This is a genomic window from Microbacterium sp. NPDC058062, from assembly GCF_042885375.1.
GTDB lineage: Bacteria > Actinomycetota > Actinomycetes > Actinomycetales > Microbacteriaceae > Microbacterium > Microbacterium trichothecenolyticum_C.
Window position 1 is genome coordinate 429,888 of the sequence record NZ_JBHVSC010000004.1, and the last position, 17,161, is coordinate 447,048.

Below are 17,161 nucleotides of genomic sequence, written 5' to 3' on the forward strand. Positions count from 1 at the left end.
GCGACGGGCGAGCTCAGGCGGCGCCGGTTCCGGCGGCGGCCGCCGCCTCGGGATCAGCGATCTCGACCACGCGGCGCACACCCGGGGCGGGGTGGGCGGTCACCAGGATCGGCAGGTGGTCGCTGAGGCCCTGGGGCAGCGTCCGCACGCGGTCGATCTCGAAGCCGATCGACGTCGCGAAGTCGTAGTGGCCCCGGAAGAAGCGGTAGCGCGTGTACGTGCGCGAGTCCGACAGATTGAGCTCGTATCCCTGCTCGCGGATGTGCTGGCCCAGCCGCTCCTTGAACACCGGGTAGTTGTAGTCGCCGACCATGAGCGCCGGCAGGCCTTCGCCGAGCTGCTGCAGCTCGCCGAGCGCCGTGCGGATCTGGTGGCGCCGCAGCGAGTTCAAAGCCGTGAGCGGCGCGGCGTGGAACGAGGCCACGATGAGATCGGTGTTCTCGTCGATGTCGTGCAGGCGGACGCCGAGCAGCCGCTCCTCCGCGGGCTTGAGCACGCGGTCGTGCAGCGACTTCTTCAGCGCCAGCGCCCGCACTTCGACGGCGCGGTAGGTGTTCTGGCGGTAGTACACGGCGAGCCCGAGGCGATTGCGCTGCGTGGAGTCCGCGAGCCGCAGGCCCGAGATCTCTTCGGGGATGTCGGACGTGTCGGCTTCCTGGAGGCACAGCACGTCGGCGCCATGGCGCTCGACCAGGTGGGCGAGCTCCCCCGCCGCCCGGTGCTTGCGCAGGTTGTACGAGATGACCTTCATGACGACCACAGCCTATGCCGTGGACGTTTCGAACGGATGGCCTTGACAGGAAGCTCGTATGTACGAAAACCGGATGCTGCGGCTCTTGAGTGGTGTGCCGATTCACGGCATCCGAGCGTGAAGCCGCACCCCGATCCTGGAGGACCCCATGACCGCTGCATCCCCGAAGACCGTCCGCGCCGAGCTCGCCGACGCCCTCGACGCGAGCCGCCTCGCCCGTGAGACCGCCGAGCGCGAGCTGCACCGCAGCATCGCCCTGCGCTCCCGCGCCGCGGAGACGCTCGAGCGCACCGCGCGGCGACCCGGGCTCGAGGAGTCCGAGCGCGCCCGCCTCCGCGCAGAGTACGCCACCGCCGACCGCGTCGTGGCAGAGTGCCGCGCGGCCGTGGAGAAGGCGCAGGAGTTCGAGCGCGCAGCATCCGTCGTCGCCGGCGCGTTCGAAGCCGAAGCGACCTCGGCGAGCCCGCTGGCGGCCGCCCTGCTGCAGCTCGTCGGCTCGAAGCGCGGCGGCACCGCCCGCCGGGGCACACTCGCCTCCGGACGCACCGCACCCGCCGCACGAGTGCGCAGCCCGCGCCCGCGCACGGCCTGACGCGACACGCCGCGACACCTCGCCGCGGCACGGGTCTCGTAGGCTCGCCTTCGTGCCCACATCGCGACGGACCATCACGATCCTGGCGATCACGGGCGTCGTCGCCGTCGTCGCCGTCGTCGCGGCCGTCGTCCTCCTGCGCGGGCAGTCGCCCGAGCCGCCCGCGCGCGGCACGAAGATCGTCGCCTCCGCGCTCTCGAAGGCGACGGATGCTGCGACCCGAGCGGCCGACGGCAGCCCCGAGCAGTCCGCGGCGAAGTACCTGAGCGCCCAGCCGACGGCCGTCTGGCTCACGCCGGAGGGCGACCCCGTCGACGTCGTGGGAGAGCGCATCGCCGGCCTCGCCGCCGAGGCACGCGACCAGTCCGCGCGAGTCGCGGTCGTCGTCTACGGCCTGCCCGAGCGCGACTGCGGCGGGCACTCCGCCGGCGGCCTCGACGGCGACGCGTACGTCGAGTGGACGCGTGCGATCGGCGACGCCCTGCGCGCGGCCGCCGACACCGCGCCGATCGTGATCCTCGAGCCCGACAGCCTCGCCCTCGCGCCCGAGTGCGGCAATGTCGACGAGCGGGTCGAGCAGTTGAGCGACGCGGTCGAAGGGCTCGCCGCCGAGAGCACCTGGATCTACGTCGACGGCGGACACTCCGACTGGCTGGCCCCGGCTGAGATGGCCGACCTCATCGACCAGGTCGACCGGGCGTCGCGCGGCGAGGATCGACGCATCCGCGGATTCGTCACCAACGTGTCGAACTTCGAGATGACCGACGACGAGGTGGCCTACGCGCACGACGTCGCCGGGTACCTCGACGGCCTGCACGCGATCATCGACACCGGCCGCAACGGCGCGGGCTCGAACGGCGAGTGGTGCAACCCGCCCGGGCGGCTCGTCGGAGAGCCCGGAGGCACGATCGGCGACGATGTCGTCGACACCAACCTGTGGATCAAACCTCCGGGCGAGAGCGACGGCGACTGCAACGGCGGTCCGTCGGCCGGACGGTGGTGGCCGGAGGCCGCCGTCGAGCTCACCCGCGACGTCGTATCGGATTGATCTCCGACCAGGCATTACCGGCGTTGTGTAGCATCGGGAGTACTTTGCGCATGCGTCGGGGGCCGCGGCTGGGGTCGGTAATCGGCGCATAACCGGTTCCACCCACGTCCGAGAAAGATCGCACGCATGAGCACCCCTTCTGACGAGCTGAAGACAGCGGTCATCATCGAGGACGACACGGAGATCCGCCACGTCCTGGCCGAGGTCCTCGAGTCGTCGGGGTTCTCGACGGTCTCGGTCGGCAACGGCATCGACGGCGTGCGGGCGGTGCTCACCTACAAGCCCGTGCTGACGACCATCGACGTCAACATGCCCGGCATCGACGGCATCGAGGCGGCGCGGCGCATCCGCGCGCAGTCCGACACGTACATCATCATGCTGACCGGCATGAACGATGAGGCCGACGTCATCGCGGGCCTCGGCGCCGGCGCCGACGACTATCTCCTCAAGCCGTTCCGCCCGCGGGAGCTGCGCGCCCGCGTCGAGGCGCTCATGCGACGCCGGACCACCGAGACGGAGCGCGCCGTCGCCGCGCCCGCCGCGCCGTCGCAGGGCAGCGTCGGTCCGTCTTTCCCCGGCATGCGGCCGACGACCACCGCCGTGCCCACCGCACCCGGGATCGAGGAGCGTGACCTCGCGACCCCCGCGACCGTGATCGTGCCTGCGGGCGCGGCATCCGTCCCCGCCATCGCCGACGCGGCCGGCGAGTGGCTGACGCATCGCGATCTGCGGCTGCACCCCGAGAACCGCATCGTGCTCATCGGCGGTGAGGAGCTCGATCTCACGCGCACCGAGTTCGACCTGCTCGCGACGCTGCTCGAATCGAAGCGGCGCGTGCGCAGCAAGGCCGACCTGACGCTAGTGCTGCGCGGCGAGTCCTACGTCACGAGCTACTTCGTGGGCGACGCCGACAAGCGTGCGGTCGAGGCCCACATGACGAACCTGCGACGCAAACTCGGCGAGAGCGCCGCGAACCCCCGTTACATCGAGACCGTGCGCGGCGTCGGGTACCGGCTGACCTCGGAGGGCTGACCCCGGCGACGCAGAAGAGGAGGCATCCGCTCGCCCCACGCGAGCGGATGCCTCCTCTTCCTCTTCGGCCGGGTGTCCGCCTCTCCCCTTGCGAACCCCCTGCCTTTCCTCCCCCTGCGCCGTGCTCCCCAGCCGCGGCGCTTCCCCAGCGTTCCGGCACGCTTCGGGTGCGTGCCGTTCGGGCGGATGCCTCCCCCGTGGACCGTGTGTAGTTTTCGGCGAGGGTGCCCGCCCTCCCCAGGCGGGCGCCCTCACCTCCTCCCCCGCGCCGTGCTCCCCAGCCGCGGCGCTTTCCCCAGTTTCTGACCCGATTCGGGTTCGGGTCAGACCTTGTATCCGTGGTGACGACGGATGAGCTTGAAGAACATGGACAGCGTCTGCAGCACCGTGACGACGCCGACGATCGGCCAGCCGATCCAGAGGACGGTGGACTGCACCATCACGGGCAGCATCATCCAGATCGCGACCATCGCGACGATGACGGCGATGGCGAGGATGAGCGGCGTCCAGTGGCCGAAGCCGCCCCCGCGCTCGGCCTTGGCCTGCATCGCCCAGTTGTCCACCTTCTTGCGCGACAGGAACCGCGTCCACGAGCGCACGAAGTGGCTGCAGCGGATCCACATGTAGATCTCGGCCGGGACCAGCGTCAGGCCGAAGAGCACATCGCGCGCGTTGCGGTTGTGCATCGTGAGCGCCATGCGGGTGTTGAGCGCGATCGCGACCACCGGCGGGATGAGCCACCAGTACGAGAAGACGAACGCCCCGATCGACAGCGACGCCGCGAGCAGCGTGACGAACGCGATGCGCACGAACATGTTCATGAGCATGTCGAAGTGCTCGAGCCAACGGACGCGCAGGTTCGGGTGGAACGGCTGCCCCTTGGTGTCGCCGCGCTGGCCCGGCCACATGAGCTCGATGGCACCGTAGGTCCACTTGACCTGCTGCGCGTCGAGCGCGCGGAGGGTCGTCATGCCGCCGACGTCGGCGCGCGCGAACGGGCTGATCTTGGTGAGGTAGCCGGCGCTCTTGATCTGCAGCGACAGGAGCGAGTCCTCGACCTCGGAGTCCTTGACCCACGGCGTGGACTGGTGGTTCTCCTTCATGACGTCGCGCAGGGCGTGCGTCGAGAAGATCGAGAACTGGCCTCCGAGCACGGCCATGTTGCGGCCGCGGAGCAGGTTGTGCAGGTTGAAGGCCGCGAACTGCGAGCGCTGGCCGGTCGTGAGGAACTTCGCGAGCCCGCCCTTGATCGGCTTGTCGTCGATCGAGTAGATCGCCGAGATGCCGCCGATGCGGGTGTCGCTGGTCGCCTCGGCCTCGAGGTACTCGACGGCCTTCGCATCGGCGACGGTGTCGCCGTCGACGCCGAGCAGGTAGTCGTAGCCCTCGACCAGCGTGTAGCCGTAGTTGAGCGCGCCGACCTTCTTGTCGGGGTTCTTGCCGATGTCGTGGACGAAGACCTCGGTGAACTGCTCGCCGAGCTCGGTGACGACCTCGTGCGGGCCGGCGTACTGCGACGCGAGCTTCACGGTCGCGTCCGACGTGTTGTTGACGACGACGTGGATGACATCCGGCACGCGGGTCTGGCCGAGCAGCGACTCGATCACCTGGGCGATCGACTCCTCCTCGTTGTACGCCGGGATGACGCAGCCGATGGTCGAGCGGTGCACCGAAGTGTCGTCGAGCACGGCTTCGAAGTCGTCGGCGAATCCGTGGACGGGGTGGACCGTCGCCACGTCCTCCAGCGAAGCGGTCGCGTCACTGTGGTGCGTCCGCCGGCTGCGGGTGAGGGGGACGATGTCGGTCACGTTCGTCGCCTTTCGGATTCTCGGGCCGGTGTCTCCGGCACATGAAGAGCTTCTCCCACCGACCGCAAGGCCCCTCCGAGAGACCGCGAACAGAACCGCAAGGTTTGCGCAAGGGATCCGCAAGAGAGCGTTTGCCGACTGTCGGCTCGGCGCCGAAATGCCAGGTGGCCGGGTCAATAGAATCGCCGTATGGCTACCGGGGCTGCACGACGGACGCTCGTCGTGGGCGCGCCCGACGGCCGTACCCGGTCGATCTGGCTCACGCAGCTCGTGCTCGCCGCCAGCGTGCTCATCACCGCGATCCTCGTGATGGTGCTGCAGCCGGCGCTCTTCGGTCGCTGGAACTTCCTCCTGGGCACGTTCGCGGTCGTCGTCCTCACCATCGCCACGCTCGCCCTGCCGTGGTCGCGTCTGCCCGCGGCGGCGGTGCTCGTGATCCCGTTCGCCGACGCGCTCGCCATCGGCTTGATGTCCAGCGGCATGGAGCTGCGCCTCGGCTACCTGTGGGGCTTCCCGGTGATGTGGGTCGCGATGCACTTCCGGGCGACGGCGCTGGCCGGGCTTCTCGCCACGATCGGAGTCATCCTCCTCGTCGAGTCGGCGGTCTCGACCGGCAACATCGCGGCGCTCCGCGCCTTCGTCGTGCTGCTGTCGCTGACATTCATCGGCATCACCGCGCACCTCGCCCTCCGCCGCACCCGATCGCTGCGCCGCCTGCTCAAGCGGCAGGCCGATCGCCTCACCGCGACGTACACGCGCCGTGCCGACCAGGAGCGCCGCACCAACGAGATCCTCAACGGCGTCGACACCGGCATCGCGCGCATCTCAGACGACGGCTCCGTCCTCGCCGTCAACGACGCGTACTCGCGCCTGTACGGTCTCGACCCGCTCGATGCGACGCTGCCCGCCCGCTCCGTCGAATACACCGGGCGCCGCGGCATGCCGGTGCCTTTCTCCGAACGGCCGTTCGCGCGCGCCTCACGCGGTGAGACCTTCACGGATGCCTCGGTCTGGCTGTTCACCGCAGAAGGCGAGTGGCGCGCGCTCTCGGTGACGGCCAAGCGCCTCGCCGCTGGCGGCGACGAGGGATCCAGCATCCTTCTCCTCGTCCATGACGTGACCGCCCTCACCTACGCCCAGCGCGAGCGGGAGCGGTTCACCGCCATGGCGTCGCACGAGCTGAAGCACCCGCTCACCGTGATGATCGGCAATGCGGAGCTCGCCCTCGAACTCGACGACCTCACCCCCCGCACGCGCGAGCGCTTCGAGTCGATCGTCGCGGCGAGCGACCGCATGCTGACGATGATCCAGAGCCTCGGCACGACGTCGAAGCGCGGCTTCTCGGCCCGCGACGAAGTCGACGACATCGACCTGCGCCAGATCTTGCTCGAGTCGGTCGCCTCGTTCCGCCCGACCGCGGTGTCGGGCGACATCTCGGTCGACGTGCGCGCCGACGACGCCCTTCCGATCACGGCGGACGGGTTCCGGCTGCGGCAGGTCGTCGACAACGTCGTGAGCAACGCGATCAAGTACACCCCGCGCGACGGGCGCGTGCGGATCACCGGAGCCGTCGAGGACCACCGCGTCGTGCTGTCTGTCGCCGACACCGGCATCGGCATCGCCGCGGACGACCTGCCCAACATCCTGACGCCGTACTTCCGCACCGAGGAGGCGAAGAAGAAGTCCGGCGGCACCGGGCTCGGCCTCGGCATCAGCAACGACATCGTGCTCGCCCACGGGGGCACACTGACGATCGAGAGCGAGCCGGGCGCGGGCACCACCATCACGATCCGCCTGCCCCTGGCGGGCGAGCTGGCCGGGGATCCGGCCGCGCGGCCGGACGACCGGCGCGACACAGAAGGACGAGCATGACCGACCTCATCGCCGGAGCCGGCGTGGACCTCGGCATCGCCCAGGCGGTGATCACCACCCTGGCGACGATGCTCACCATCGGCATCGCGTTCCTCGTGCGGCCCGGACTCCCCACGCTCTACTGGAGCATCGCCTTCACCCTCGCGATGCTCGCCACCTACGGCGTCGTCGCGGGCGACGTCGCCGGCATCGAGCAGCTTCGTCGCGCGTCGCTCGGCGCACTGATGGGTGCGCCGGCATTCCTGTGGTCCGGCTTCCGCGCGGCGTGGGGGCTGCGTCCGCACGTCTGGGCGGGAGCGGCCATGGCCGCGGTGTCGGCGTTCTCGCTGGCGATCGTCGACGACCTGGCGTGGTTCACCGTGGCGTACCGCACCGTCTTCTTCGCGGCATCCGTGTTCGCGGGCCTCTTCGTGCTCGACTGGGCGCGCGCCTCGTCGCGGCGCAACGACCGCCTGCTGCTGCCGCTCGTGATCGTGTCGATCGCGTTCTTCGTCACCGGTGTCGGCACCTTGATCGCGGGCTTCGTCTACCCGCCGTCCGGTGGCGACGACTTCGAGCTCGTACGACTGATCTCGTCGGTCGGGATGCTGGTGTACGTGGCGTGCGCTCTCATCGCGGTGGTCGGCACCACCGCTCGCGACAGCGGGCTCGGCCGCAGCGCGGCCGTCTCGACGGCGTGGCAGCAGTTCGAGCGGACCGCCGGCGACCGCCTCTCGCGGGCGCAGAAGACCTCGGAGCCGTGGTCGGTGGTGTATCTCGGGCTCGACGACGCCGCCGACATCCGCCAGACCGCGGGAGCCGCGGCGTTCGCGACGCTGTCGGAACGACTCGAAGAGGAGGTGCGCGCTGCCTTCCCCGCCGAGTCGGACGTGGGATCACCTTCGGCGGGCGCCGTCGTGGTGCTCGTGCCCCGCCCGGATGCGGTGGTGCGGGATCTGCTGCGTGCGACGCTCGAGCGCGTGACCCTCCTCGACGTGCACGGCGCGCTCCCCATCCGACCGACCGCGAGCGCCGGTTGGGCGCCGGTCTCGGTGCTCGGGTACGACCTCGACACCCTCGTGTACACCGGCCGCGAGGCCGCGCGAGTCGCGAGCGGCAAGGGCGGCGACCGATGGGAGCGCGTCGGCGCCACCATCGTCAACCGCCTGATCAGTCAGTCAGAGCTACCGTGAGTGTGTCGGTCGCCGTCTGCTTGGCGTACTCGCTCGAGGTCGGCGTCGTCTGCACCAGGAAGTCGTAGCTGAACTGCAGCGTGACGTACGTCGCCTCGGCCGGCACCGGGCCGACATTGAACGTCTGCGAGTAGCTGTAGGGGTCCAGCACGAGGTAGCCGGGGCTCACCGTCGCGGCGTCGACCTGCGGGGCGAGCGCGTCCAGCGCGCCCGTCGGTGACGACGGCACGGCGGTCATGGTGGCGCGCTGCAGGTAGACCTTCTGCCCGTCGTTCGGGGTGATGGTCGTGATCAGCGAGATGCTGACGGGCTTGACCGCCTCCGCGGTCCACTTGTCCATCGACAGCGTCGACCAGTAGTCGATCGTCGCGGCGACAGCACCCGCGGTGAGCTCGCGCTGCGTGGCCCCGCCCGAGAGGTCATTGGGCACGGGGGTCGGGACCGCCGTCGACGTGGGGGTCGGCGTGCTCCCGCCGGCGCCCTCCTCCCACGGGGCGGGCCCGCAGCCGGCGAGGGAAAGGGCGGCTGCCGCCGCCACGACGGCGCCGGCGGCACGGTGAGCGATGCGCATGTAACCCCCAAATCCGTCCTGCCGGACGCGTCCGGTCAGTCTAGCGAGGCGTCCGACGACCGCGTGTGGAACAATTCGGGCAAGCCCCAATCGAGGAGTGAACATGGACGACGAGCCCGTGACCGCGGCGGCTGTGGTCATCGAGGACGACGACGTCGTGCGCGACCTCCTCGTCGACATCTTCGAATCAGCGGGTTTCAGGGCCTTCGGCGCGGTCTCGGGTGCCCAGGGCATCGAGGCCGTGGCCTCCTACGAGCCACTCATCACGACGGTCGACATCAACATGCCCGGGATCGACGGACTCGAGACGACCAGGCGCATCCGGGACCGCAGCGGCACCCACATCATCGTGGTCTCCGCTCTGACGGATGAGGCCGATGCGGTGCTGGCGCTGTCGTCGGGGGCCGACGACTTCGTCGCCAAGCCGTTCCGCGCGCGGGAGTTCCGGGCGAGGATCGACGCGGTGCTGCGGCGCGCGAAGACGGCGCATGTCTCTCCTCCGAGCACGGCGCGGTCGTCTTCGGCACACATCGAGGGTCCGTTCCTCCACGATGACCTGGTCGTTGATCCCGCCACGAGGATCGCGCAACGGGATGGTGGCGCCGATCTCGGGCTGACACGCACCGAGTTCGACCTGCTCGTCGCGCTGCTCTCGACCGGTCGGCGGGTGCGGACCAAGGAGGAACTGGTGCGCGTGTCGCGGGGTGAGGCCGCGGACGCGCCATCGACCGTGACCGACGTCGAAATGCGCACGATCGAGACGCACATCGCGAAGCTCCGTCGCAAACTCGGCGAGGACGCGGGCACACCGCGCTACATCGAGACCGTGCGCGGTGTCGGCTATCGCCTCACGCCGGGCGCCGCGGCCGATTAGGCTCCCCGTGGCGACGACGCAAACCTCGAGGGGCCTGATCGCCGCCGCGGATCCCGTCTACGACCCGCGGGAGGCCGACAGCCGCGTCCGCACGGTCTGGATCTGGCAGCTGTCGTTCGCCGCCGTCGTCGGGATCATCGTCGTCGTCGCCGCGCTCATCGATCCCGAGGTCCTTGCGATCCCCGCGTTCGTCGGTGGCGTCACGGGCGTGATGGCCACCACGGTGGTCGCCCTCGTCATCCCCTGGCACCGGCTGGCGGATTCCGCCGTCACCGCGCTGCCGTATCTCGACCTGATCTGGGTCGGCCTGCTCACGTTCAGCACGGAGCTGCGGCTGTCGCACCTCTGGGTCTTTCCCATCGCCTGGCTGGCCGCACTCTTCAGCCTGGCGCGACTGGCGCTGGGACTGTCCGCGGTCGGGGTCATCGCGCTCATCGAGGTTCTGGTCAACGAGACGACGCCGGTCAGCGCGCTGCGGGTCATGATCACGGTGCTCGCGCTCGCCTTCGTCGGCATCACCGTGCACGCCACCGCCCGGCAAGGACGGGCGTACCGGACGCTCCTCCGCCGGCAGGCGCGCCGGATCCATCACACGCTCGACACGGTGTCGGTCGAACAGCGGCGCGTGAGCGAGACGCTGGACGGCGTCCACATCGCGATCGCCCGCATCGCGCGCTCGGGCGAGCTGATCTCGTCGAATTCGGCCTACCGCGAACTGTACGCCTTCGACGAGGTCGACCCGCGCCAGCCCGCGCACTCCGTCGAGTACGACGCGCTGCGCGGCACCGCGCTGCGCGAGAGTGCGAGGACGTACGCCAGGGCCGCCCGCGGGGAGGAGCTCGACGCCGAACGCGTGTGGCTGTTCGATCCCGGGGGCACCTGGCATGCGCTGTCGATCACGAGCCGCCGCCAGGAACCCCGGCCGGGCGAGGAGCCCAGCACCGTCCTGATCGCCGAGGACATCACCGCGGTGCTCGCGGCGGCACGTCGCCGCGACGAACTGGCCGCGGTCGTCTCCCACGAGCTGCGGAACCCGCTCACCGGAATCCTCGGGCACACGGATCGACTGCTGGAGCGCGAGGGTCTTGATCCCGACGTCCGCGACCGCCTCACCATCATCGAGGAGTCGGGCGAACGTATGATGCGCCTCATCAGCGCGATCCTGTCCGCCGCTCCCGAGAGTGCCAGTCGCCCCGAGAGAGACGCCCGTGCCGTCACCGACCTGCGCAGCATCGTCGAGGCCTCTGTCGAGTCATATGCCGCCAACGCCGCCGAGCGGGTCGTCGCGCTGACCCTCGCATCGGGACCGCCGCTCCCGATGTGGGGCGATGCCTTCCGCCTTCGCCAGATGCTCGACAACGTCATCGGCAACGCGATCAAGTACACCGCCGGCGGAGGCACGGTCAAGGTGTCGGCGCGCCGCGACGGCGCCGACGTGGAGATCTCCGTCGTCGACACGGGAATCGGCATCCCCTCCGTGGATCTCCCACGGGTGTTCGAGCACTACTTCCGGTCGTCGGCCGCTTTGGACAGCGGGATCCCCGGCACCGGCATCGGACTGCGGATCGTCCGCGATGTCGTGGACGCCCATGCCGGCACCATCGACATCTCCAGCGAACCGGGCACCGGTACAACCGTCACCGTGCGGATCCCCTCGGAGGCGACATGACCTTCTCCACCCTCGACGACGCCGTCGTTCTCGCCGCCCTGGCGACACTCACGTCGATGATCATGATCGGCCTGGGGTTCCTCTACCGGCCAAGCCTTGCGACACTGCTCTGGTCGCTGATGTTCGTCCTGGTGACCCTCTCCGCCTACGGCACGGTCATCGCGGGCGCGGCGTCGATCCACCTGCTCGGGGACGCGTCGGCGGGATTCGCGATGGGAGCCCCGGCGCTGGTGTGGTCCGGCCTTCGCGCGGATCGGGGGGAGAAGTCCTTCCCCTGGCTCGGACCGGTCCAGGGAGTCCTGTCCGCGGCCGCCTATGTGGCCACGGACGGGATGGCTCTGCACTCGCTGGTCTTCTCGCTGCTGTATCTGGCGCTCGCTGCCATGGCCGCACTGACGGTCGCCGAGCTCGTGCGCCGCCCCGAGCACGGCGGCGGCAGGCTCCTGCCGCTGACGATCGCCTCGGCGGTCCTCCCCGTCATCGCCGTCGCCAGCATCATCACTTCGGCCGTGATGCTGGCCTCATCGCCGGCGGAACCTGCCCTGCCCGACCTGAAGGCGCTCGGGCAGATCGCCTATCTCACCTGCGCGCTCGTCACGCTGCTGTCGCTGGCGCGTGTTCCCGGGGCCTCGAGCGTCGAGGAGTCGGCAGATCCCTTCACGCGGACGGCCGCGGATCGCCTGAGCCGTGCGCGACAGACCGGGGAAGCCGGTTGGTCATTGCTCTCCGTGTCGCTGGACGACACGGAGACGCTGCGGATCGCGGGAGGCGAGGTCGCGTTCCGGCGGATCCTCACGCGGTTCCGCGCGGATGTGACCTCGTCGTTCCCCGTCGAGGCCGACATCGGCGCCGACGGCCCCCACGGCTATCTCGTGCTCGTCTCGCGGCCGGACGGTGTCGTCCGCGACTGCATCCGGGACCTCCTGGACCGCGTGTCCACGGTGACGGACGATCAGCCGCTCGCGGTCGAATTCTCCGCAAGTGTGGGGTGGGCGAAAGTGACGACCGCGGGGTACGAGCTCACCGCGCTGACCGCGGACGCGCACGCGGCGATGGAGCGCGCTCGCCTGGCCGGGGGGCACCGGTGGGAGCGCTCCGAGCCGGTGGGGTGAACCGGCGTCACTCGCGGTCGCGCCGCGCGCGCGTCTGTTCGGCGCGCTGCGCGAGCAGTTCGTCGCCCGGGTAGCCCACCTCGGTGAGCGTGAGACCGCGCGCCGCGAGCACTTTCACCTCGGGCACGCGCTCCTGCGCGTCGCGGATGTCGACGACGTCGTCCACGTCGAGCCGACCCTCGCCGACCGCGACGCACGCGCCGACGAGCGCGCGCACCATGCTGTGGCAGAACGCGTCGGCCTTGACGTTCGCGACCAGCACGCCGGCCTCGTCGCGATGCCAGTCGAACTCGAGCAGCGTCCGGATCGTCGTCGCCTCCTCGCGCGGCTTGCAGTACGCGGCGAAGTCGTGGAGTCCAATCAGAGCGCGGGCGGCAGCATCCATCGCCTCCGCATCGAGGGATGCCCGCACCGAGGTGGTGCGATGGCGCTCGAGCGGGTCGTAGCCCGTCACGGTGTCGCCGATGCGGTACTCGTAGCGGCGCCACACCGCCGAGAAGCGGGCGTCGAACCCGTCGGGCGCGATGCGCGAGCCCGTGACCGCGACGTCGGAGTACGCGCCGACCACCCCCGTCATTCGCGCGGCCAGCGCCGCCGCGCGGTCTTCGGCGGTGGCGACACCGGCGTCCGGACGCGCGTGCCGGGTGAGCATGCGCCGCTGCTGCGCCTCGTCGAGGTCGACGTGCGCCGCCTGGCCGGTGGCGTGCACGCCCGCATCGGTGCGCCCGGCGACCACGAGCCGCGGATCACCGCCGAGGACGCGCGCGAGGGAGGATTCGAGCGTCTCCTGTACCGTGCGCAGCCCGGGCTGACGCGCCCACCCGCGGAAATGCGTGCCGTCGTAGGCGATGTCGAGGCGGATGCGCACGGGCTCCAGCCTACCGAGGCGCCCTCACCCGACGACGAAGCGGCCTCGGGGCAGCGTCTCGCCGACCGCGGCGAGCGCCGCGCCGGCCTGGCGGAGCCGGTTCTCGCTCTCGCGGACGATCTCGCGCGCGACCACCGGGTGCGCCCGCACGATGTCGTCTAGTGCGGCGACCGGCACCACCACGACGTCGACCTCGCTCGTGGCCACGGCCCGCGAGATGGTCGGCGTGCGCGAGAGGGCGGTGAGACCGACGGCGTCGCCCTCAGCAAGGACCCCTACCTGCACAAACCCGTCGTCCTCGGTCGGGATGCCGAGCACGACTGAGCCGGCGAGGATGAAGCGCGTCTCCACGGGCACGATGCCGGGCCGCAGCAGCGACTCCCCCGCGCAGTACCGCTCGAGGCGCGCGTGGGCGGCGAGCGCCTCGGCCTCTCCGGGAGCGAGGCTCAGCGACGGCGCGATCTGCCGCAGCGCGTCCTGCAGTCGCGCCGATGTGCGCCAGTCGTCGGTGAGGTCGCCGTCCAGGTGCAGGTCGGAGCGGCGAGCGGCGTACCAGACCCGGGTCGCGAACGCGTCGAGGGCGTCCGCGCGGTCGCCGGGCGTGCGGAGCGGGATCGACACCTCGTACCGCGAGCCGCCCAGGGTGACGGCCGACGGTTCGAGGTCGGGAGACAGCAGCGGGATGTCCCGCGCCACCGCGACGAGCAGCTCGCGCACGCGCCCGGGCGGGTCGTCCGTCCCGAACTCGACCTCGAGGGTCGCGGCGTACGGTTCCGGGTTGCGCGAGAGGTTCACGAACGAGCCGCCCGCGAGTTCCGCAGTGGGGATGATCACCGTGCCGTTGCCGGTCTCGAGGTGCACGGCGCGCCAGTTCACCTCGACGATCTGCCCGCGCGTGCCGCCGGTCTCGATCCAGTCGCCGAGCTCGAACGGCGCCTCGAACACGAGGAAGAGGCCCGAGACGATCGATCCGACCGCGTTCTGCAGCGCCAGGCCGACCACGATCGAGGTGATGCCGAGTGCGGCGAACACGCCGGCGACGTCGGCATCCCACACCCACCAGAACACCGCCGCGATGCCGAGGATGATGAAGACGAACCGGATGAGGTCGCTGAAGATCGTGGGGAAGCGGTCGCGCCACGACCCCTTCTCGGCGCGGTGGAACACGAGGTGGTTGACGGCGTTGATCGTGACGACGATCACGAGCAGGCCGAAGATCGTCCACACGACCTTCGGCCACGTGCCCGACCCCTCCCACGCACCCGGCTGGCTGAGTAGCACCAGGATGCCGGCGACCGGGACGAGGTAGTTGCGCACCATCAGCACGATCGGCGCCGCGCGGCTGCCGCGGCGGGCGAGCGCGTTGTGGAACTCCGTCAGCCCGATGAGCGCGAGCGGCAGCCCCACCGAGACGACGACGGCGGGCCAGAACCACGGCTGCGAGACGATATCGGCCACGGATGCCTCACCCCTCGGCCACGACGACGCTCGGGGCCTGCACCTTCCAGACGCGCTGGCCGCCCGACTGCGTCTCGATCTCGCCCGCCGGCAGCGTCGTGATCGAGTCGGGCAGTCGCTCGGCGACGCGCTGGGTGATGTAGATGCCGGGTTCGTCGGAGTCGCCCTGCACGCGGAACGCGAGGTTCACGGCATCCCCCCACATGTCGTACACGACGCGCGCGCGGCCGATCAGCCCGCTGGTCACCTTGCCGGAGTCGAGGCCTGCGCGCAGCGTCAGCGCGACGCCCTGCTGGGTCGAGTAGCGCTCGAGGATCGTGTCGAGCTCGAGGGCGAATTCGACGGCACGGCGGGCGTTGTCGACGCGCGGCGTGGCGAGCCCGCAGCTGGCCAGGTAGCTCTGCCGCGTCGTGCGGACGCGCTCGACCCCGTGCCGCTCGGCCGCCTCGTCGAACGCCCGGATGAGGTCGTTGAGGCGCGCGACCGCGTCGTCGGACGACATCGACAGCGCGAGTGCCTCGAAGCCCACGATGTCGGCGAAGACGACGGTGACGTCGTCGCTGTCCTGCGTGATCGCGTCGTCGCCGAGCTTGTAGCGGCTCGCCATGCCCTCGGGCATGAACGACAGGATGAGGTCTTCGTTGGCTTTCTCCTGCTGGGCGATGAGGTGCGACTTCACCTGCAGGCTGCGGCTCATGTCGTTGAAGGCGTTCGCGACGTCGGCGAGCTCGTCGCTCGAACCGGCGTCGACCTGCACGCCCTCGTCGCCCGCGGCGATGCGCTGAGCCGCGGTCTTGAGGCGGCGCAGTGGCCGCACGAACACCTGCGCGAGCACCAGCGAGAGCACGCACACGAAGATGATCATCGCCGCGGTCGAGAGGATGAGGTTGCGCGTGAAGTCCTCGACGGGGACCATCGCCTCCTGCTCGGTCTCCTGCGCGACGATCACCCAGTCCAGACCGTCGACCTCGAGCGGCGCATAGGCGGTGAGGCTGGCACGGCCGAGGTAGTCGCTCTCCAGCAGCGTGCCCGAATCGCCGGCGAGAGCGCGGGTCACGGCGGTGCCCGCGATCGCCTGGCTGAGGAGCGTGTTGCCATTGTTCACGGCGAGTGCAGCCGCGGCCGGCGCAAGGCCCGCGGCCACAGCATCCGTCTCGTACGTCGCCGCGTCGTCGAGCAGCGCGCGGGAGACGGATCGCATCGTGCCGTCGGCGCCCACGAGGTACGTCTCGCCCGTCGCACCGAGGCCGTTGAGCTCCCACTCGCCGGCGACGGTCATGACGTCGTCGATGCGCTCGATCGGCAGCTCGATCGCGAGCGCGCCGAGCACCTCGCCGTCATCGGCGATCGGCACCACGGCCCAGCCGGCCGGCGCGCCGAGGCTCGGACCGTACGACGCGAAGTCGGCGAGCACCACGTCGCCGACGATGTTGCGGTCCATCGCCTCGCGGTACGCGACCGCGAGGTTCGACAGCCGGTACGGCCCGTCGAAGAGGTTCGTGCCGAGGTCCACGCCCTTGTAGGCGCTGTAGACGACGTTGCCCTCGGTGTCGAGCATGAGCACGTCCTCGTACTCCTGCAGCTCGGTCATCGTGCGGTAGTAGTCGTGGTACTTCGCGTGCGCCGCCGACCATGCGCTGCCGTCGCCCGCGTCGTCGGCGACGATTGCGTCCTCCCAGCTGTCGTACGGGATCACGTAGTGGTTCTGCAGGTACGTCTGGGCAGCCCCGCGCGGGGCGAACGCCGAGCCGTCGACGTCCTCGCCGGTCGCCTCCTCGAGATCGGCGGCGAACGTGTCGCGATAGTACGCGTTCACGGCGGCGGATGCTGCGGCATCCGTCTCCTGCGCGTTCAGCTCGTCGAAGCCCTCGGTGAAGGCGCGCACGGCTGCCGTGCTGGTGTCGTTCAGCGCCGACAGCCGCACCGAGTTCTCGATGGAGCGGAACAGCTGCGACACCTCGCGCGCGCGGTTCTCGCGGATCTCGACGAGCTTCTCGTACGCGATCGCGCGCAGCGCCTCGGTGCCGTTGACGTATCCGATGATGCCGACGACGATGCTCGAGAGCACGCTCACCGACAGCAGCATGATGAGCAGGCTCGAGTAGATCGACAGGCCCGCACGCGCGCGGGCGCGTGGCGTGCCCACCCAATGCGCGGGTGTCGCCACGGGCGTCTCCGATCCGGACACGCTCTCTCCCCTCGTACGCCGCCGTTCGATCACGTGCAGCGGCGCTGGAAGCATCCCCAATCACCCCGGCCCGCCGAGGTTGGGGCCAAGAGTAGCGCTCGGCCTGCTTCTGGCATAGAGCCGCGACCGCGCGCCGTGATACGCCC

The 17,161-nt window shown here is 70.4% G+C and carries 14 protein-coding genes; 8 read left to right on the forward strand and 6 right to left on the reverse strand.

Annotation, left to right across the window (positions count from 1 at the left end; all coding sequences use genetic code 11):
- Positions 1 to 13: 13 nt before the first annotated feature.
- Positions 14 to 751, reverse strand: a complete 738-nt coding sequence (locus ACFVSU_RS15310) for an endonuclease/exonuclease/phosphatase family protein (RefSeq protein WP_387144601.1) — start codon at positions 749 to 751, stop codon at positions 14 to 16.
- 148 nt (positions 752 to 899) lie between these two features.
- On the opposite strand from ACFVSU_RS15310, the gene ACFVSU_RS15315 reads away from it, so the two are divergent.
- The 3 genes from ACFVSU_RS15315 (at position 900) to ACFVSU_RS15325 (ending at position 3,423) form a co-directional block, all read left to right on the forward strand.
- Positions 900 to 1,343 carry a hypothetical protein gene (locus tag ACFVSU_RS15315; RefSeq protein ID WP_387144604.1) on the forward strand — a complete coding sequence of 148 codons (444 nt, stop codon included), beginning with the start codon at positions 900 to 902 and terminating at the stop codon, positions 1,341 to 1,343.
- Between the two features lie 52 nt (positions 1,344 to 1,395).
- Entirely contained in the window at positions 1,396 to 2,391 is a 996-nt protein-coding gene (locus tag ACFVSU_RS15320; protein WP_387144607.1) for a glycoside hydrolase family 6 protein, read from the forward strand.
- A 126-nt stretch (positions 2,392 to 2,517) separates the two neighbouring features.
- The gene (locus ACFVSU_RS15325; protein ID WP_387144610.1) at positions 2,518 to 3,423 is read left to right on the forward strand and encodes a response regulator; all 906 of its coding nucleotides are present in this window, start codon (positions 2,518 to 2,520) and stop codon (positions 3,421 to 3,423) included.
- Between the two features lie 323 nt (positions 3,424 to 3,746).
- Here ACFVSU_RS15325 and ACFVSU_RS15330 read toward each other — a convergent pair whose 3' ends face one another.
- On the reverse strand, positions 3,747 to 5,231 hold the full coding sequence (locus ACFVSU_RS15330) for a glycosyltransferase family 2 protein (protein ID WP_387144613.1): 1,485 nt from the start codon (positions 5,229 to 5,231) through the stop codon (positions 3,747 to 3,749).
- Positions 5,232 to 5,420: 189 nt separating this feature from the next.
- Here ACFVSU_RS15330 and ACFVSU_RS15335 point away from each other — a divergent pair, with 189 nt between their 5' ends.
- Both ACFVSU_RS15335 and ACFVSU_RS15340 read left to right on the forward strand, forming a co-directional pair.
- Positions 5,421 to 7,103 carry an ATP-binding protein gene (locus ACFVSU_RS15335; RefSeq protein ID WP_387144616.1) on the forward strand — a complete coding sequence of 561 codons (1,683 nt, stop codon included), beginning with the start codon at positions 5,421 to 5,423 and terminating at the stop codon, positions 7,101 to 7,103.
- Complete coding sequence (locus ACFVSU_RS15340; RefSeq protein WP_387144619.1) at positions 7,100 to 8,275, forward strand: hypothetical protein; 1,176 nt, start codon at positions 7,100 to 7,102, stop codon at positions 8,273 to 8,275. Before ACFVSU_RS15335 ends, ACFVSU_RS15340 begins: the two co-directional genes overlap by 4 nt.
- Here ACFVSU_RS15340 and ACFVSU_RS15345 read toward each other — a convergent pair.
- Positions 8,253 to 8,846, reverse strand: a complete 594-nt coding sequence (locus tag ACFVSU_RS15345) for a hypothetical protein (protein ID WP_387144622.1) — start codon at positions 8,844 to 8,846, stop codon at positions 8,253 to 8,255. The genes ACFVSU_RS15340 and ACFVSU_RS15345 overlap by 23 nt on opposite strands.
- A gap of 103 nt (positions 8,847 to 8,949) precedes the next feature.
- Here ACFVSU_RS15345 and ACFVSU_RS15350 point away from each other — a divergent pair, with 103 nt between their 5' ends.
- From ACFVSU_RS15350 to ACFVSU_RS15360, 3 genes are read left to right on the forward strand one after another with little or no spacing between them, the layout of a single operon-like run.
- On the forward strand, positions 8,950 to 9,720 hold the full coding sequence (locus ACFVSU_RS15350) for a response regulator transcription factor (protein WP_387144625.1): 771 nt from the start codon (positions 8,950 to 8,952) through the stop codon (positions 9,718 to 9,720).
- Positions 9,721 to 9,727: 7 nt separating this feature from the next.
- Positions 9,728 to 11,389: a sensor histidine kinase gene (locus tag ACFVSU_RS15355; protein ID WP_387144627.1), complete on the forward strand. Its 1,662-nt coding sequence runs from the start codon at positions 9,728 to 9,730 to the stop codon at positions 11,387 to 11,389.
- The gene (locus ACFVSU_RS15360; protein ID WP_387144631.1) at positions 11,386 to 12,501 is read left to right on the forward strand and encodes a hypothetical protein; all 1,116 of its coding nucleotides are present in this window, start codon (positions 11,386 to 11,388) and stop codon (positions 12,499 to 12,501) included. Before ACFVSU_RS15355 ends, ACFVSU_RS15360 begins: the two co-directional genes overlap by 4 nt.
- A gap of 7 nt (positions 12,502 to 12,508) precedes the next feature.
- Here the strand turns inward: ACFVSU_RS15360 and truA are convergent, their stop codons facing one another.
- From truA to ACFVSU_RS15375, 3 genes are read right to left on the reverse strand one after another with little or no spacing between them, the layout of a single operon-like run.
- The gene (gene truA / locus ACFVSU_RS15365; protein WP_387144634.1) at positions 12,509 to 13,369 is read right to left on the reverse strand and encodes a tRNA pseudouridine(38-40) synthase TruA; all 861 of its coding nucleotides are present in this window, start codon (positions 13,367 to 13,369) and stop codon (positions 12,509 to 12,511) included.
- Between the two features lie 24 nt (positions 13,370 to 13,393).
- On the reverse strand, positions 13,394 to 14,827 hold the full coding sequence (locus ACFVSU_RS15370; RefSeq protein ID WP_387144637.1) for a mechanosensitive ion channel domain-containing protein: 1,434 nt from the start codon (positions 14,825 to 14,827) through the stop codon (positions 13,394 to 13,396).
- A gap of 7 nt (positions 14,828 to 14,834) precedes the next feature.
- Positions 14,835 to 16,994 (reverse strand): adenylate/guanylate cyclase domain-containing protein, encoded by a 2,160-nt coding sequence (locus ACFVSU_RS15375; protein ID WP_387144640.1) that lies wholly within the window; start codon positions 16,992 to 16,994, stop codon positions 14,835 to 14,837.
- Between the last annotated feature and the right edge of the window lie 167 nt (positions 16,995 to 17,161).

Bases quoted from the DNA above. Each gene is read 5' to 3' on its own strand.
- ACFVSU_RS15310 (WP_387144601.1), bottom strand. From the start codon at position 751: ATGAAGGTCATCTCGTACAACCTGCGCAAGCACCGGGCGGCGGGGGAG.
- ACFVSU_RS15315 (WP_387144604.1), top strand. From the start codon at position 900: ATGACCGCTGCATCCCCGAAGACCGTCCGCGCCGAGCTCGCCGACGCC.
- ACFVSU_RS15325 (WP_387144610.1), top strand. From the start codon at position 2,518: ATGAGCACCCCTTCTGACGAGCTGAAGACAGCGGTCATCATCGAGGAC.
- ACFVSU_RS15335 (WP_387144616.1), top strand. From the start codon at position 5,421: ATGGCTACCGGGGCTGCACGACGGACGCTCGTCGTGGGCGCGCCCGAC.
- ACFVSU_RS15340 (WP_387144619.1), top strand. From the start codon at position 7,100: ATGACCGACCTCATCGCCGGAGCCGGCGTGGACCTCGGCATCGCCCAG.
- ACFVSU_RS15345 (WP_387144622.1), bottom strand. From the start codon at position 8,846: ATGCGCATCGCTCACCGTGCCGCCGGCGCCGTCGTGGCGGCGGCAGCC.
- ACFVSU_RS15350 (WP_387144625.1), top strand. From the start codon at position 8,950: ATGGACGACGAGCCCGTGACCGCGGCGGCTGTGGTCATCGAGGACGAC.
- ACFVSU_RS15360 (WP_387144631.1), top strand. From the start codon at position 11,386: ATGACCTTCTCCACCCTCGACGACGCCGTCGTTCTCGCCGCCCTGGCG.